This window comes from Flavobacterium melibiosi (assembly GCF_048158545.1).
Lineage (GTDB): Bacteria > Bacteroidota > Bacteroidia > Flavobacteriales > Flavobacteriaceae > Flavobacterium > Flavobacterium melibiosi.
The window spans coordinates 25,186-41,680 of sequence record NZ_JBLNKU010000008.1 but is presented as its reverse complement, the minus strand read 5'-3'; the positions used below and the strand labels follow the sequence as shown (position 1 = coordinate 41,680).

General features: G+C 36.1%; 15 protein-coding genes. 8 read left to right on the top strand and 7 right to left on the bottom strand.

Features of this window, described 5'->3' with window-relative positions; genetic code table 11:
• Nucleotides 1-138: 138 nt before the first annotated feature.
• The 5 genes from ACM55F_RS11000 to ACM55F_RS10980 all read left to right on the top strand — a co-directional run bounded on the left by ACM55F_RS11000 (nucleotide 139) and on the right by ACM55F_RS10980 (nucleotide 6,797).
• On the top strand, nucleotides 139-1,092 hold the full coding sequence (locus ACM55F_RS11000; RefSeq protein WP_416853855.1) for an MraY family glycosyltransferase: 954 nt from the start codon (nucleotides 139-141) through the stop codon (nucleotides 1,090-1,092).
• Nucleotides 1,093-1,139: 47 nt separating this feature from the next.
• Entirely contained in the window at nucleotides 1,140-1,715 is a 576-nt protein-coding gene (locus ACM55F_RS10995) for a sugar transferase (RefSeq protein WP_416853853.1), read from the top strand.
• A 93-nt stretch (nucleotides 1,716-1,808) separates the two neighbouring features.
• Nucleotides 1,809-2,948 carry a DegT/DnrJ/EryC1/StrS family aminotransferase gene (locus ACM55F_RS10990; protein ID WP_416853851.1) on the top strand — a complete coding sequence of 380 codons (1,140 nt, stop codon included), beginning with the start codon at nucleotides 1,809-1,811 and terminating at the stop codon, nucleotides 2,946-2,948.
• Between the two features lie 168 nt (nucleotides 2,949-3,116).
• Nucleotides 3,117-5,084, top strand: coding sequence for a polysaccharide biosynthesis protein (locus ACM55F_RS10985; protein ID WP_416853850.1), 1,968 nt, complete (start codon nucleotides 3,117-3,119; stop codon nucleotides 5,082-5,084).
• 318 nt (nucleotides 5,085-5,402) lie between these two features.
• Complete coding sequence (locus ACM55F_RS10980) at nucleotides 5,403-6,797, top strand: exopolysaccharide biosynthesis polyprenyl glycosylphosphotransferase (protein ID WP_416853849.1); 1,395 nt, start codon at nucleotides 5,403-5,405, stop codon at nucleotides 6,795-6,797.
• 37 nt (nucleotides 6,798-6,834) lie between these two features.
• Here ACM55F_RS10980 and ACM55F_RS10975 read toward each other — a convergent pair whose 3' ends face one another.
• Entirely contained in the window at nucleotides 6,835-7,974 is a 1,140-nt protein-coding gene (locus tag ACM55F_RS10975; RefSeq protein WP_416853848.1) for a lipoprotein N-acyltransferase Lnb domain-containing protein, read from the bottom strand.
• Nucleotides 7,975-7,999: 25 nt separating this feature from the next.
• Complete coding sequence (locus tag ACM55F_RS10970) at nucleotides 8,000-9,070, bottom strand: putative type IX sorting system protein PorV2 (protein ID WP_465245387.1); 1,071 nt, start codon at nucleotides 9,068-9,070, stop codon at nucleotides 8,000-8,002.
• 194 nt (nucleotides 9,071-9,264) lie between these two features.
• Between ACM55F_RS10970 and ACM55F_RS10965 the strand changes: the two genes are divergently transcribed.
• Together ACM55F_RS10965 and ACM55F_RS10960 are read left to right on the top strand one after the other, a co-directional pair.
• Nucleotides 9,265-9,978: a CDP-alcohol phosphatidyltransferase family protein gene (locus ACM55F_RS10965; RefSeq protein WP_416853847.1), complete on the top strand. Its 714-nt coding sequence runs from the start codon at nucleotides 9,265-9,267 to the stop codon at nucleotides 9,976-9,978.
• An 8-nt stretch (nucleotides 9,979-9,986) separates the two neighbouring features.
• On the top strand, nucleotides 9,987-10,847 hold the full coding sequence (locus ACM55F_RS10960; RefSeq protein ID WP_416853846.1) for a glycoside hydrolase family 25 protein: 861 nt from the start codon (nucleotides 9,987-9,989) through the stop codon (nucleotides 10,845-10,847).
• A gap of 6 nt (nucleotides 10,848-10,853) precedes the next feature.
• Here the strand turns inward: ACM55F_RS10960 and ACM55F_RS10955 are convergent, their stop codons facing one another.
• The 5 genes from ACM55F_RS10955 to ACM55F_RS10935 form a co-directional block, all read right to left on the bottom strand.
• Nucleotides 10,854-11,084 (bottom strand): DUF5808 domain-containing protein, encoded by a 231-nt coding sequence (locus ACM55F_RS10955; protein ID WP_416853845.1) that lies wholly within the window; start codon nucleotides 11,082-11,084, stop codon nucleotides 10,854-10,856.
• A gap of 68 nt (nucleotides 11,085-11,152) precedes the next feature.
• On the bottom strand, nucleotides 11,153-11,893 hold the full coding sequence (lptB, locus tag ACM55F_RS10950) for an LPS export ABC transporter ATP-binding protein (RefSeq protein ID WP_035667905.1): 741 nt from the start codon (nucleotides 11,891-11,893) through the stop codon (nucleotides 11,153-11,155).
• Between the two features lie 154 nt (nucleotides 11,894-12,047).
• Nucleotides 12,048-12,404 (bottom strand): carboxymuconolactone decarboxylase family protein, encoded by a 357-nt coding sequence (locus tag ACM55F_RS10945; RefSeq protein WP_416853844.1) that lies wholly within the window; start codon nucleotides 12,402-12,404, stop codon nucleotides 12,048-12,050.
• Complete coding sequence (gene tatC / locus ACM55F_RS10940; protein ID WP_416853843.1) at nucleotides 12,397-13,212, bottom strand: twin-arginine translocase subunit TatC; 816 nt, start codon at nucleotides 13,210-13,212, stop codon at nucleotides 12,397-12,399. The genes ACM55F_RS10945 and tatC overlap by 8 nt, the downstream gene beginning before the upstream one ends.
• Nucleotides 13,212-14,177 (bottom strand): KpsF/GutQ family sugar-phosphate isomerase, encoded by a 966-nt coding sequence (locus ACM55F_RS10935; protein ID WP_416853842.1) that lies wholly within the window; start codon nucleotides 14,175-14,177, stop codon nucleotides 13,212-13,214. Before ACM55F_RS10935 ends, tatC begins: the two co-directional genes overlap by 1 nt.
• Before the next feature lie 85 nt (nucleotides 14,178-14,262).
• On the opposite strand from ACM55F_RS10935, the gene recQ reads away from it, so the two are divergent.
• The gene (gene recQ / locus ACM55F_RS10930; RefSeq protein ID WP_416853841.1) at nucleotides 14,263-16,458 is read left to right on the top strand and encodes a DNA helicase RecQ; all 2,196 of its coding nucleotides are present in this window, start codon (nucleotides 14,263-14,265) and stop codon (nucleotides 16,456-16,458) included.
• Nucleotides 16,459-16,495: the final 37 nt, after the last annotated feature.

Here is a 16,495-nt window from a genome sequence, read left to right as displayed (position 1 = left end):
CGTATTAAAAACGAGACAGATTCTCTTAAGAGGGGGGACGAATCTGCCAATCGAACAACAGTAGCAATTATTAACCCGCTTCTCGATACGCTGAACCAGTCAAAAAAAAACAGAAACTAAAAACAAACAACTCAAAATATGATCAACATTGCATTATTTGTTTTATTGGTTGGTATTGAACTTATTTATTTTAAAATAGCGGATAGATACAATATCATCGATAAGCCCAATAGCAGGTCATCCCACACTTCTATTACTTTACGAGGCGGCGGGATTATTTTTCCAATAGCGATTAGTATTGCTTTTTTATTGGGATACGTTACCTGGCCTGTTACATTTGCTGTGGTATTGGTTGCCGTGGTTAGTTTTGTAGACGATATCAAGCCATTATCCCAGTTGCCCCGATTTGTATCACATGTCATTGCCGTTGGCTTAGTCTTTTATGAGTTAAGTTTGTTTAAAGAGCCTTTGTGGTTGCTTCCGATTGTATTTGTATTACTGATAGGCTGGGTAAACGCTTTTAATTTCATGGATGGTATTAACGGGATCACCGTTTTATACGCCTTAACGGCTATCGTCAGTTTTTCTTTTTTATCGATCAACGAAGCCAGTTTACCGTTACTAATTACTATGGGATTGTCTTGTTTTGCTTTTGGGATATTTAATGTCCGTAAAAGAGCAAAAACTTTTGCGGGTGATGTCGGCAGTATCAGTATGGCACTTTTTTTAGGGTATTTTATGGTGAAAACCATTATGGACTCAGGACAACTGGGGTATCTTCTTTTCTTTTCTGTTTATGGAATAGATGCCATCATCACCATCATCAATCGATTACTTAAAAAAGAAAATATATTTCAGGCGCACCGTTCCCATTTATATCAATATCTGGCCAATGAAATGGACTATTCCCATATTTTAGTTGCCTTTATTTATGCAGGGTTTCAATTAGGAATAAACGGATTGGTTATTTATATGGATACCAATGGGTATTTAACCCTATTTTTTATGGGTGGATTTTTACTGCTACTGACTTTTGTTTATTTACTTGTTCGAAAATTTGTTACTCGTAAAATGGTTCTCGGGAATTCTTAATCCGTTTTTTACTTGTATTTTTATCAAGAATGAAATACTTCAAAAGTATGACAAAGCGTTTTTTTGATATTATTTTCTCCCTCTTCACACTTCTCTTATTTTTTTGGGTTGTATTGATTTCCTGGCTGCTGGCAGTTATGGATACGCGTACGAATGGAATCTTCATCCAAGAGCGTATTGGTCAATTTGGTAAGAAATTTAAGATATATAAACTCCGTACCATTCAAATTTCATCGTCTTCGGAAGAAACCCGTATTTCCAAAATAGGCAAAGTGCTTCGTGATTATAAATTAGATGAGTTGCCTCAACTCTTTATTATTTTAAAAGGAGAGATGAGCATAGTAGGTCCAAGACCAGATTTACCGGGTTATTACGATTTATTAGAAGGGGAAAGTCGAAAAATATTGGAATTAAAACCTGGATTGACCAGTCTAGCGTCTTTAAAATACAGGAAAGAGGAATATCTGTTAGAAAGGCATGTGTCACCGGCTATTTACAATGACAGTGTTATTTTTCCGGATAAAGTACAACTGAATTTAGACTATTATTATAATCAAAGTTTTTGGGGAGATATCGTAATTATTTTGAAGACCGTTTGGGTTACTTTTTTTGGAAAGAAATAATGCAGTAATACTATAATGCTACGGGAATATTACAGTGAAATTTTTCTTAATTTAGCTTCATACATTTTCTGTGTTTCTTTAATTTTTTAGCGGATGCATAAAAACAAAATTTGGCTTTCGGCTCCTCACATGGGAGGCAGTGAAATGAAATACGTACAAGAAGCATTTGATTCGAATTGGATTGCTCCGGTAGGATTAAACATAGATTGTTTTGAACGCGATTTAGAAACGTATTTAGGTTCGCATCATGTTGCTGTTTTAAACTCTGGTACGGCAGCCATTCATTTGGGATTAATCCTTTTAGGAGTTCAGGCAGGAGACACCGTAATTTGTCAGAGTATGACTTTTTCAGCTTCAGCCAATCCTATTTTATATTTGGGAGCAACTCCTGTGTTTATTGACAGTGAATCCGAAACATGGAATTTATGTCCGATTGTACTCGAAGAAGCTATAGTTGACCTAATTGCAAAAGAAAAGAAGCCCAAAGCAATACTAGCGGTTCATTTATATGGAATTCCGTATAGAATAGATGAAATAAGGACGGTGGCTGATAAATATTCCATCCCCATTCTTGAGGACAGTGCCGAAGCTTTGGGAAGTGCCTACAAAGGACAAAAATGTGGTACTTTTGGTGACATTGGTGTTTTTTCTTTTAATGGCAGTAAAATCATAACTACCTCTGGAGGTGGGGCGATTATAACTCCTTCCGCAGCACTAAAAGAACGCGCAATTTTTTTGGCAACACAAGCCAGAGATGTTGCGCCACATTATCAGCATAGTGAAATAGGATATAATTATAGAATGAGTAATATCAGTGCGGGTATTGGTCGTGGACAAATGGAAGTATTGGATTCCCATATTAGTTCGAGAAGAAGGATGCATGAATTTTATTTGGAGTTATTCAGGGACATCGAAGGTGTTACTGTTTTTGAAGTACCCAATGCGAATTATTTTACAAATTATTGGTTGACTACTATTCTAATAAACCCGTTAGTAACCAATGGAATCACGAGAGAAACTTTAAGATTGGCATTGGAAGAAGAAAATATTGAATCCAGGCCTTTGTGGAAACCGATGCACTTGCAACCGGTTTTTTGCAACTACACTTATTATGGCTCTGCTATTGCCCAAACCCTTTTTAATACGGGGCTTTGTTTGCCTTCCGGTTCTAATCTGACTACTAAAGATTGTAGTCGCATCAAATCTGTTGTTTTGCAATTATTTAGAAAATAAAAAAGTACTAGTTTCTGAAGAAATATAAATTTTGAAAATTTTTAGAGGAGTTAATTCCTCTTTTTTTGTATAATTAACTTTAAAATTAAACTGACTTGTTTCGTTTTTTCTATTTATTAAGTGGTATTTTTGTTTAATGAAAAGTAATAATCTTTAAAAAATCTTATTTTGAGTGATACTAAAAATTCTGGTTCATCGCTGGTAGACTCTGATTTTTTTTCAAGAGAAAACTTGAAATTCAGTATTCATAATTTGCGCTATCTTCCCAGATGGATTATTATTATGATAGATTTTTCGGTTTTAGTACTATCCTTTTTTTTTACTATTCTAATATTTAAAGGGACTGGATTAGAGTACATCATTACGCCCTATAATTTCAGATTCATAGCGGCTTTATTTGGGGTGAATATTTTCTTTTTCTGGTTGTTTAGAACGTATTCCGGAATTATCCGTCACTCTTCCTATATTGATGCAATTAAGCTTTTGTTTTCACAAGTGGCTGTACTTATCTTATTTCTTTTTTTTAATTTTGGTTACGAGTTACTGTATGGACAGAAAGCATTTTTAAATACTGCTTTTTTCATCAATATTGTACTTTCTTTTTGTGGGTTATTTTTATATCGCGTTATAATCAAGCAAACTTTTGAGCTTTATTTTTCCGAACAAGGAACGAATAAATTAATCAGAACCATCATTTACGGTACGGATGCCAATGCCATATCGGTTGCCAATGCCTTAAAAGTAGAAACGCCTTCCCGATTTAAAATTGTCGGATTTGTTGATAAAAACAACCAAAATGCGACCAAACGAATGTTGGATTTACCGATATTGGTGAAGAAGAAAAAATTACCGCCATTAATGCGTTCCGTTAATGCCCAAGCCGTTATTATCGCCGATAAGAGTTTGTCCAAAGAGGAGCGATTAATCATTGTGGACCAATGTTTAGAATTCAATTATACGGTATATACAGTGCCATTGATTTCCGATTGGGAAAATCAGAAGGAGATTTCCCAAAAAGTAAAAAGCATTCAAATTGAAGATTTATTGGAAAGAAAGCCTATTGTATTAGACAATAAATCAATCTCCAAGCAGCTTAAAGATAAAACTATTTTGATTACCGGTGCCGCAGGGTCTATCGGGAGTGAAATAGTACGTCAGGTATTGGGTTTTAATCCTAAAACTGTCATTATTTTAGATCAGGCAGAAACACCATTGCATCATCTTTGTTTAGAAATGCAAAATTTGGATTCCAATTCAAAGATTCTTAACGTTATTGCCGATGTAAGAAATAAAGTCGCTATGGATAGGGTTTTTAAGATGCATCAACCCCAAGTGGTTTTTCATGCTGCAGCCTATAAACATGTACCTTTGATGGAAGAAAATCCTTCTCAGGCTATTCTTACCAATATAGAGGGGACTAAAAATCTTGCTGATTTGTCTTGCTTGTATAAGGTCAAGAAATTTGTTATGGTGTCTACTGATAAAGCGGTAAACCCCAGTAATGTAATGGGAGCCAGCAAAAGAATAGCTGAAAAGTATGTGCAATCCCTGCAATTAAAAAATAAGAATGACGGGGAAAAAAATGCCACAAAATTTATTACCACCCGTTTTGGAAATGTTTTAGGTTCCAATGGTTCTGTAGTTCCTTTGTTTACTAAACAAATTGCCAATGGGGGGCCGGTTACCATTACGCATCCTGATATTATCCGGTATTTTATGACGATACCAGAGGCTTGTCAATTGGTTTTGGAGGCTGGAGCGATGGGTAATGGGGGGGAGATTTATATTTTTGATATGGGGAAACCCGTTAAAATTATTGACTTGGCCAAAAAGATGATTAAATTGGCGGGATTTATCCCCGATAAAGAGATCAAAATACAAATTGTCGGATTGCGACCGGGAGAGAAATTATACGAGGAGTTGCTTAACGATACGTCAAAAACATTGCCTACTTATCATGATAAAATTATGATTGCAGAAGAAATTCTAGATGAATTTGAAACGCTGAATACCGATATTGAGGAGCTTATAGGGGTTGCCAATTACTTTGACAATGACGATATTGTATCGAAAATGAAAAAAATTGTACCGGAGTTTAAAAGTATGAATTCTTCGTTTGAATTATTAGACAAGTAGCCATACTTTTTTAATATGTTGTATAAAAAAGGTTGTAAAGTACGCGTATTTTACAACCTTTTTTAATTGAAATAGGATTGATACAGCCAAAAATGTATCGGATTCTCGATACATTTTTATACAACAAGGGCATACGATTTTCGTTTTACCCCGACCCTAAAGAGAGTCGAAAATTCAAGGTTCTCATTTTAGTACTAATTCGTCACTATTAAATAAATTACTTCGTTAAAAAGAGAATTTTGTTAAAAAAATTAACATTTCTTAAATTTACTTCGTTGTAAAAGCACTAAATTGCACCCATAATCCTAAATACCAGCAATGTTTTCAGTAGATAAAATGCATTTTGAAATATCGGAGCGGAAGATGATTCTTCGTTTCTTTGATGTTTTTTTTGTTTTGGGTGCTTTGTTCCTAGTGGGTAACGTGTTTGGTTTTGATTATTTCACCATCTCCACCACTAATCTCTATTGTATCATTGTTTTGGGTGTTTATCTTAACCTTTTTGGGGTCATATTTGAAATGTATAACCTTCAGGTTGCCAGCAATCAATTTCAGGTGCTGCGAAGTACTATTCTTACTGCATCAACAACCGTTTTGGTATATTTGTTAACGCCTTTTTTTTCTCCGGAATTGCCAACGAAAAGAATCGAAATCCTCTTGTTTTATCTGGTTGTATTTATGGCCTTGTTTTTATGGAGGATGTTTTATGTAGCATTTTTAGCTTCTAATCGGTTTCTTCAGCATGCCGTTTTGATCTGTGATAAAGAACAAGTACAGGAGTTAATTTCTGGATTAGAGCATATTGATCCGCATTATAAAATAGTTGCGTTTGTCAATGCAGATGCTACCGAAGATGAAATGGCAGAATACCACTATGTGCCCAACATAAAGAGGGATGAGTTGTTTTCCTTTGTGAAAGAAAATTCCATATCCGAAATTGTGATTGCCTCCCAAAAAACAGAAGGAATTACTACAGAATTATATCAGCAATTGCTTCGCTTACTGGAGTCCGGGAGTATCATCCGGGAGTATACCCAAGTGTATGAAAGTAAAACGCAACGTATTCCGGTACACTATATGTCGAGAGATTTTTACCGATTTTTCCCCTTTAGCAGAAGCAATCACAATAAGTTATATTTGTTAAGTGTCAGGTTTTTTGAAATAAGCACTTCGCTACTTGGATTGGCTGTTGGTTTGCTCTTATTTCCATTGATAGTAATTGGAAATGCAATAGGGAATCGAGGGAAGTTGTTTTATACCCAAGAACGTGTTGGCAAAGACGGCGTGGTGTTTGAAATTTTAAAATTCAGAACCATGATTAGCAATGCCGAATCAAACGGTGCTGTTTTTACCACTACAAACGACTCGAGGGTAACGGTATTCGGAAAATTTTTAAGAAAAACCAGAATTGATGAATTTCCTCAATTTTTAAATATTTTAAAAGGGGATATGGCGGTAATAGGCCCTCGTCCTGAGCGCCCTTTTTTTGTCAAAGAAATCGCTGAAATAATGCCTTTTTATGAAACTAGGCACATTATAAAACCAGGTCTTACCGGTTGGGCACAAGTTAATTATACCTATGGTGTGACGATTGATGACAGCTTGATCAAACTACAATACGACCTGTATTATATCAAACACAGAAGTATTTTCCTCGATTTGAACATTGCTTTTAAAACGATTACGACCGTATTGTTTTATAGAGGGCAGTAGCTATTCTTTTTATTATTTCTAATTTAAAGATGTATTTTTAAATGATGATTGGTATGCGTTTTTTATTTTGAATGGCCAGTCGGACTAAAATAATTCCATTTGCAATTGCCAAAGGCAGTACAATAAACAAATGGGCTTTATTGATTAGAATGATCAGGTAAACAAGTACCAACAGGATATTGAATGCTGCCAGATTGTAAATTCCTTTTTTGTTTTTTGTTACATAAAAATAAAGCAGCCCTAATAGGGATGGGTTAAACAACAACATATTATAATTGTAGCCTAATTCTTTATGAAGCGAATAAAATCCCACAAAGAGGAAGAATAGCCCTACTATTCCCATCATACTAAGGTAAAACAGATTGACACTTTTTTTATTTATCAAGACCACAAACCCCAGAAGTAGTATATACGTGTAGCTGTTATTCCACCAAGAGTCAGGAGCTTCTTTTTCGAATTCGATTATGGTTTTGTTTTCGGGAGCCAGCGGCTGATTCTGAAAAGAAACTTTTTTTAGACTTTTTTGTAATTCGAAAGGCAAAAAAATTTGTGTTCCCAATCCATCCACTTTTTTACCGAAGATAATGCTCGTTCCTAATTTTTCGTAAAAGTGATTGTCAAAATAAGGATACAGTATAGTTCTGTAGGTGATATCAGTATCTGAATTTTTAACAATTGCGACTGTGTCTAGTGTTTTATTGATGATATCGACCACCATTGACGTGCAGTTTTTGTCAATAAATTTATAAGTGTAATGGCTTTCCCCTGAAGCTAAAGAGCTATTCAGGTTGTCAAATAATTGTTGTTTCAGCGTTGAAGGAATATTTAATTCCTGCTCATAAATGGATCTTTTTTCATATTGGTATTGATTAATGAAATCAGGATAGGAGTGCGTTACGGCAAAATACTGTAAGTCTCCTTTTATGAATTTCATGACGAAATTTGGGGTGTTAAAATCAAAAGCACCATAATTGTACACCACATCAATAGCGTTGACTGTATCGCGTACCCGAATCGCAGTGTGTCCAAAAAGAGAATACGATTCGTTACCCGTTCCGCAAGTAAGTACACTGACCTGTGTTTTTTTTGATAATTGAATGCTTTGTCCGAAACTATAGTTTGTAGTTGAAAGCAAGAGTATGAAAAGAACTATTTTTTTTAAAGAAGATATATTCATTTGCAATGATATTGTTGTTTTTAAATTAATTTCTAAACATTCCCAAATCTACTTTAACCGAAAAAATGTTGGAATACAAAGCTGTACTTTGGTCGCTCAAATCAGTCAGTGCATAATCAATCTGTATGCCTTTGTATTTGAATCCCAATCCAATATTAGGCTGAAATCCTATTTTTTCGGTGCTGTCCAGCTGTTGTACATTTTGAAAATTACCCACTCCTGCACGTACAAAAACCAAATCAGTATAACCAAATTCCAATCCTATTGCCGGATCGATACTTACAAAATCAGTTGAGATTAGGTCATTCGTTTTGGTAAATCGCATATTCATATTAGCTGCAGCCAAAATACTGTAGTCATACCTGATGATAAACTTTTTAGAGATACCCAATTGGGCTTTTGGGGCCGTAATCTCTGTGTTTTCCGGTAGTTCCTGATTTTCTCCGGGTATGGCGTTAGCGATTTTTTTATATTCCTCTTCGTCGATATTCCATACATTGTAAGTAGTGGTTATATCGCGTAGCATTAATCCAAATTGCCAGTTGTTTTTTTCGAATTGTAATCCTACATCAAAACCAAATCCCCAAGAGCTGGCAAACTTTCCGATGATTCGCCTTATGATTTTGGCATTTACGCCGTATTGAAATCCGGGAACTGGGAGTTCTCGGGCATATGAAAAGGTGAAGCCATAATCAGCTGTTGAAAAAAGACTGATTCGGTTGTAGTCGATATTGCCTTGACTGTCGATTAATTCCGTGGTATTCAAAATATCATCCACGCCAAAACGAATTAACGAAATTCCCCAAGCGCTTCTATCGTCTAAAGGGCTGGCATAAGCGATGTAGTCGTATTGGGCAATATTGGCAAAGTAATTGGCATGCATTAACGATACCTGATGGTCTTCCAGATGAAGTAGTCCCGCAGGATTCCAATAGCCTGAATTGACATCGTTAGTGGAGGCCACAACTGTATTTGACATACCCAAAGCAGCTGCATCAACGCCGATATTCATAAACTCATTCGAGTATTTCCTGACTGCTTGACTGTAATTTAGGGCACTGGTCAAAAGCAATACAAATAAGGAGGCTTTTTTCAAGGGTATTTTTTTTACAAACCGAAAGTCTGCTTAATTTTTTATCAAAAATATAATTTTTTACTGAGGTTATTTCTTCCTTTGGGTAAATATATGCAAACAAGAAATCACTGTTGAAAAATCTCTATTAAAAAACGTACTTCTCTTTGACTTATTACATTAAATTTGTCAACTTTGGTCCACTAAACTATATCACTATGAATATTAAAAAGCATGTTCCCAATAGTATCACTTTGCTTAATCTTTTTTGCGGTTGTATCGCTTTGGTTTTCGCATTTCATCGTAATTTTGAAATGGCTTTTTATTTCGTTAGTTTAGGAATATTTTTGGACTTTTTTGATGGCTTTTTTGCCCGTTTGTTTAAAGTTTCCAGTCCGCTTGGTTTGCAGTTGGATTCTTTGGCCGATATGGTTACCAGTGGTGCTGTGCCCGGTTTAGTGATGTATCAGATGATGGTGGACAATCCAACCGGTGCTGAGACTTATTTACAAGTCTTTCCTTATTTGGGTTTCCTGATTACCTTAGGGTCTTGTTACCGTTTGGCTAATTTTAATATCGATACCCGTCAGACTGATTCTTTCATTGGTTTGCCAACCCCTGCCAATGCCTTGTTTATTTTAAGTTTGCCATTGGTTTTAAGTTATTCCGATTCCCTGTTTGTTCTTGAACTTTTGACAAACCAGTGGGTGCTGTTAGTGATTACTTTATTGAGCGCGTATATTTTGAATGCCGAGATCCCGCTATTTTCCTTAAAAATCAAAAAGTTTAATTTTGCGGACAATGCACTTCAAATTAGCTTTCTGGTCCTTTCTCTTTTGTTATTGATTTTCTTCCACTATTTGGGAATTCCTTTACTGATTATCTCTTATGTTTTATTGTCGGTCGTGAATAATAAATGGCTAAAAAAGTAAGTTTTTGAATGAAAAGAAAAACGGTTAGAAAAACCAGTACAATTCGCAAATCAAAAAAGAAAGCGTCTGTTTTCTCGCGTAAACTCGTGAAGTATTCGATTGTTGCTTTTGTTGTTGTACTGCTTATTGCGCTTGGTTATCATTATCGGGAAGGTCTAGCCTATTATTTTAGTTTTAAATCAGATAAAGTTCTGAAAATGGAGGCGGAAGCCAAACGCATTTCAGATGTCCGAAATTTTCAGGTTTTAGAAAAGCACGAAGGAAAAAGTATCGGTTTGGATGTTTCGGAATACCAGGGAAGAATCCGATGGACGTATGTGGATACTTTAGAGCAAAAATATCCCTTAGATTTTGTATTCATTCGTGCTACGGTAGGAAGAGACAGAAAGGACCGTCGGTTTGATCGGAATTGGCTTGGCGCCAAAGAAAATAAAATGATTCGCGGGGCCTATCATTATTACCGTCCCAATGAAAATTCGCTCGAACAGGCCGAACTTTTTATCAAAACCGTTACTCTTCAAAAAGGGGATTTGCCTCCTGTTTTAGATATTGAAAAGCTCCCTAGAAATCAATCGCTTGATAGCTTAAAAGTTGGGCTGAAACGATGGTTGAAACGCGTGGAGCTGCATTACGGGGTAAAACCTATTATCTATACCGGTGAGAAATATTACGACGATTTTTTAAAAGAGGAATTCAGTGACTATCTTTTTTGGATTGCCAATTATAATTTTTACAGGGAGGAAATAAACGAAGATTGGTTGTTCTGGCAATTCACCGAAAAAGCATCGGTTCCGGGAATCAAAGGGAATGTAGATGTCAATATTTATAATGGGGATTTACAGCAGCTGCAATTTATAACCAAGGAATAAAATAAATTAGTGGTCTTTTTTGATGATTGAGAATACAACGAAAGCGAAAAATAAAAGAGCTCCAATCAGAAAAAGAATTGATTTCGGATTGGCAAAATTTATCGTGACTCCTATCCCTGGAATCCTTTTAGGTGGAGTAATTCTTTTGTCTTCGGGGTTGAAATAAAAAACACCCCAAATCCAATTGTTGGGATCATTGGACCATTTTTCTTCCGTTTCTTTACTTGGATTCTCCATGATTCTTTAAATTATAATCAGGTAAATGTAGTTTTTACAAAAGGGCGCTGCACAAAGTTTTTTCAGTTTTAAAACTCTAATTTCTTTTTACGCAATTCAAAGTTTTGACCCAAATATACTCTTCGTACCATTTCATCTTCCACTAATTCTTCCGGGATTCCGGCCTTTAAGATTCCACCTTCAAACATAAGGTAGGTTTTGTCTGTAATTGCGAGGGTTTCCTGAACGTTGTGATCGGTGATAAGAATACCAATGTTTTTGTTTTTTAATTGTGCTACAATTCGTTGGATGTCTTCTACGGCAACGGGATCGACACCGGCAAAAGGTTCATCCAGCAAAATGAATTTTGGATCTGTGGCAAGACATCGTGCAATTTCGGTACGACGGCGTTCACCCCCTGAAAGCAAATCTCCGCGATTGGTGCGAATGTGTTCCAGACTAAACTCTTCGATTAAACTTTCCATCTTTGCTTCTTGTTCGGCTTTGGATAGTTTTGTCAGTTGTAATACGCTTAAGATATTATCCTCGATACTTAATTTTCTAAAAACAGAAGCTTCTTGTGCCAAATAGCCAATTCCCTGCTGTGCTCTTTTGTACATAGGGTAATCGGTAATGTTCAAATCATCTAAGAATATGTTGCCTGAATTTGGTTTAACCAATCCTACTATCATATAAAATGAAGTCGTTTTTCCAGCACCGTTTGGTCCTAAAAGTCCCACGATTTCGCCTTGATTCACTTCTACCGAAATGCCTTTTACAACACTACGTCCTTTATAGGTTTTGATTAGATTTTCGGCTCTTAATTTCATATTCAGATTCTTAGATTTTTAGATTCTTGGATTTTAGGCAAATAAACGAATAAACCGATAACCCAATCCTCCATTTAACAATTATTTAGTTACTTTCCCTATTCAGCTATTTGTCTAAATGGAAAGGAGCCGCTTTTTTTATTTAGTGGAAATGTTATTTTGTTGTAGCAGTTTCTTCCAGTGCTTCCCAGAATTCATAGGCTCTGCGCAAATGAGGTACCACAATAGTTCCGCCAACAAGCGTTGCTATTCCCATGGCTTCCATCATTTCTTCTTTGGTTACCCCTTCTTTGTAACTGGTTTCCAAATGGTATTTTACACAATCATCACAACGCAATACTGCTGAAGCCACCAGTCCCAGAAGCTCTTTGGTTTTCACGTCTAATGCACCGGCAGCATAGGCATTAGTGTCCAGATTGAAAATTCGCTTTACGATTTTATTATTGTCTGCCAATAATTTTTCGTTCATTTTAGAACGGTAGTCGTTGAATTCTTGAATAATATCAGCCATTTATCTTTTTTTGATTTTTTACTACAATTTTTGAAATTAAGATGCTTGCCTCATAGATCAATAACATCGGGATAGTTACAATTATTTGACTCACCACATCCGGCGGGGTAACAATTGCGGCAACGATAAGAATGATAATCACGGCATATTTCCAATATTTTCTTAAGAATACAGGAGTTACCAGTCCTAATTTAGTTAGGAAATAGATAATGATAGGCAACTCAAAAAACAGGCCACAAGCAATTACACTTGTTTTTACCAGTCCAATGTAAGAATCAATACTAAATTGGTTTTTTACCACGGCACTAATGGTGAAAGTAGCAAAAAAGTTAACTGACATGGGTACAATTACAAAATAGCCAAACAATACTCCCAAAAAGAAGAGCAGTGAGGATGAAATCACGAAAAGTCTCGCGTTTTTTTTCTCTGTTTCATAGAGTGCCGGGCTGATGAATTTCCATACTTCCCACAATATGAAAGGGAATCCAAGGATGAATCCGGCGGTTATACAAGTCCAGATCAACACGTTGATCTGTCCTTCCATATTCGTGTTCTGGATAATGAAAGGCATCTCGGTTACACAAATGCTTTCGGCAAAACCCAAGTGATTTGATAAATCACAAAAGAATCGGTACGTTATAAAATTAGCATTTGTCGGTCCAAAAATGATGACGTCAAAGATGTAATCACTAACAAAAAAAGTAACCGTAGCAAGAATTAATATCGCCATTGTACTTCTAACCAATAACCATCTCAATTCTTCAAGATGATCTAAAAACGACATTTCGTTTAAGTTTTTCTTCGCCATTATACTATTCCTTCTTTTAAAATATCATGTAAATGTAATACTCCTTTGTACTCACCGTTGTCTACCACAACTAATTGTGTAATGGAGAAGTCTTCCAGAATGTTCAATGCGTCTGCAACCATGGCTGAAGATGGTATTAATTTTGGATTTTTAGTCATAATATCTTTGGCGGTCAAATCAGTGAAAGAGTCTCTTTCGTTTAGCATTCTTCGGATATCACCATCGGTAATAATTCCGACAACTTTATTTTCATCCACAACAGCAGTTACGCCGAGACGTTTCTCTGAAATTTCGAAAATTACTTTTTTTATCGGTGTGTCTGGAGTGACCATCGGTTTCAAAGTGTGTTCCAGCATGTCTTTTACACGCAGTAACAATTTTTTGCCTAACGCGCCACCTGGATGGTATACCGCAAAATCTTCCGGTTTGAAATCCCGCATTTCCATCAGGCAAACGGCAATGGCGTCTCCCATCACTAATTGCGCTGTGGTACTATTGGTTGGAGCCAGATTGTTCGGACAAGCCTCAGCGTCTACGGTAGTGTTCAGGACAAAATCGGAACCTTTGGCAAGAAAAGAAGTCATGTTTCCCGTAATGGCAATTAAAGTATTGCCAAAACGTTTTAAAAGCGGTACCAAAACTTTTATTTCCGGGCTATTGCCACTTTTCGAAATGCAAATAATACTATCGTCATTTTGAATCATTCCTAAATCCCCATGAATCGCTTCTGATGCATGTAAAAATAGAGAGGGAGTTCCTGTAGAATTAAAGGTGGCTACCATTTTTTGAGCAATAATGGCACTTTTTCCAATACCTGTCACCACTAATCTTCCTTTGGAATTATAGATGTTTTGTGTTGCTTCAATGAAATTTTCATCAAGAAATTCAGTTAGTTTGGCAATGGCTTCACTTTCAGATAAAATAGTTTTTTTGGCGCTAGCCAATATATTTTCTTTTGTTATCAAAACAGAATGGTTAAAATTTGTATGTTTAAAAGAATTTTGTATCTTTATGTAATGCAAATTTATACAAAATACCACATAATCAAGAATGAATTCAAACGAAATTGATATCCACAAAGAATTAAAAAAATATTTTGGCTTTAGTCAATTTAAGGGATTACAAGAACAAGTTATTAAAAGTCTCCTTAATAAGCAAAACACATTTGTGATTATGCCTACAGGAGGAGGGAAGTCGCTCTGTTACCAATTGCCTGCTTTAATTCAGGAAGGAACTGCCATAGTAGTTTCTCCTTTGATTGCTTTGATGAAAAATCAAGTTGACGCCATTCGTAGTTTATCTTCTGAAAATGGTGTAGCCCATGTTTTAAACTCTTCCCTTACCAAAACCGAAATCACACAAGTTAAAAAGGATATCACTTCCGGTTTAACCAAGTTATTATATGTTGCCCCGGAATCTTTGACTAAAGAAGAGTATGTTGCTTTTCTTCAAACGGTGACGATTTCCTTTGTGGCTATCGATGAAGCCCATTGTATTTCCGAGTGGGGTCATGATTTCAGGCCTGAATACCGGAATCTAAAACACATCATTAAACAATTAGGAGATGTGCCTATCATAGGTTTGACCGCTACGGCTACGCCGAAAGTGCAGGAAGATATTCTGAAAAACTTAGATATGACTGATGCGACTACTTTTAAAGCATCGTTTAACAGACCTAATTTATATTACGAAGTACGTACTAAAACTAAAAATATTGAATCGGATATCATCCGTTTTATCAAACAGCACAAAGGCAAATCTGGGATTATCTATTGCTTAAGCCGTAAAAAAGTGGAGGCTATTGCCGAAGTTTTACAAGTAAACGGAATAAGTGCCGTTCCGTATCATGCGGGATTGGATGCTAAAACCCGTGCCAAACATCAGGATATGTTTCTTATGGAAGATGTCGATGTGGTAGTGGCAACCATCGCTTTTGGAATGGGGATTGACAAACCGGATGTTCGTTTTGTAATTCACCACGATATTCCTAAATCATTAGAAAGTTATTATCAGGAAACGGGTCGCGCAGGTCGTGACGGTGGCGAAGGACATTGTCTTGCTTACTATTCCTATAAAGATGTCGAGAAATTAGAAAAATTCATGTCGGGTAAACCCGTAGCGGAACAGGAAATAGGTTTTGCATTGTTACAGGAGGTTGTGGCTTATGCTGAAACTTCCATGTCCAGAAGGAGATTTCTACTTCATTATTTCGGAGAAGAATTTGATGACGTCAATGGTGAAGGGGCTGATATGGATGACAATGTTAGAAATCCGAAAACAAAAGTGGAAGCCCTTGATCAAGTGGTGAAACTACTGGAAGTGGTTCGAGATACGAAACATTTATACAAATCAAAAGAAGTTGTTTTTACGTTGATTGGTCGTGTCAATGCCGTCATCAAAGCACATCGAACAGATACGCAATCTTTTTTTGGATGTGGTTCGGATCACGATGAGAAATATTGGATGGCTTTATTGCGACAAGTTCTTGTTGCCGGGCTTTTGTCGAAAGACATTGAAACCTATGGAATCGTAAAAATCACTAAAAAAGGATTGGATTTTATTAAAAATAGAGAATCTTTTATGATGTCTGAAGATCATGAATACAATGAATCTGAGGATGAAGCGATTGTAACTGCATCAAAATCTACAGGAGCTGTCGATGAAATTTTGATGGGTATGTTGCGTGATTTACGTAAAAAAGTAGCCAAGAAATTAGGCGTTCCCCCGTTTGTGGTTTTTCAAGATCCCTCATTGGAAGATATGGCTTTGAAATATCCGATTTCTCAAGACGAATTAATTAATATCCATGGAGTAGGGGAAGGGAAAGCTAAAAAATACGGTGCGGCATTTCTAGAATTAATAAGTCGTTATGTTGATGACAACGATATCATCCGTCCGGAGGATTTAGTGGTAAAATCTACCGGAGTCAACTCCGTAAATAAACTCTATATCATTCAAAATATTGACAGGAAATTATCTCTTGATGATATTGCTTCCGCGAAAGGCATTAACATGGATGCTCTAATTAAAGAAATGGAACAGATTGTTTATTCCGGAACCAAGCTGAATATAAAATATTGGATTGATGATATGCTTGACGATGATCAGCAAGAAGAAATTCATGATTATTTTATGGAATCCGAATCGGATAACATAGAAGATGCCCTCAAAGAATTTGATGGGGACTATGATCTTGATGAATTGCGCTTAATGCGAATTAAGTTTATCAGCGAAGTGGCTAACTAGTCATAAAGTCGAAAGTCATAAAGTCAAAAGTTTTACT

Coding starts and splice junctions, on each gene's coding strand:
- ACM55F_RS11000 (WP_416853855.1), top strand. CDS start 139: ATGATCAACATTGCATTATTTGTTTTATTGGTTGGTATTGAACTTATT.
- ACM55F_RS10960 (WP_416853846.1), top strand. CDS start 9,987: ATGAAAAGAAAAACGGTTAGAAAAACCAGTACAATTCGCAAATCAAAA.
- ACM55F_RS10965 (WP_416853847.1), top strand. CDS start 9,265: ATGAATATTAAAAAGCATGTTCCCAATAGTATCACTTTGCTTAATCTT.
- recQ (WP_416853841.1), top strand. CDS start 14,263: ATGAATTCAAACGAAATTGATATCCACAAAGAATTAAAAAAATATTTT.
- ACM55F_RS10945 (WP_416853844.1), bottom strand. CDS start 12,404: ATGGCTGATATTATTCAAGAATTCAACGACTACCGTTCTAAAATGAAC.
- tatC (WP_416853843.1), bottom strand. CDS start 13,212: ATGGCGAAGAAAAACTTAAACGAAATGTCGTTTTTAGATCATCTTGAA.
- lptB (WP_035667905.1), bottom strand. CDS start 11,893: ATGAAATTAAGAGCCGAAAATCTAATCAAAACCTATAAAGGACGTAGT.
- ACM55F_RS10995 (WP_416853853.1), top strand. CDS start 1,140: ATGACAAAGCGTTTTTTTGATATTATTTTCTCCCTCTTCACACTTCTC.
- ACM55F_RS10990 (WP_416853851.1), top strand. CDS start 1,809: ATGCATAAAAACAAAATTTGGCTTTCGGCTCCTCACATGGGAGGCAGT.
- ACM55F_RS10975 (WP_416853848.1), bottom strand. CDS start 7,974: ATGAATATATCTTCTTTAAAAAAAATAGTTCTTTTCATACTCTTGCTT.
- ACM55F_RS10955 (WP_416853845.1), bottom strand. CDS start 11,084: ATGGAGAATCCAAGTAAAGAAACGGAAGAAAAATGGTCCAATGATCCC.
- ACM55F_RS10980 (WP_416853849.1), top strand. CDS start 5,403: ATGTTTTCAGTAGATAAAATGCATTTTGAAATATCGGAGCGGAAGATG.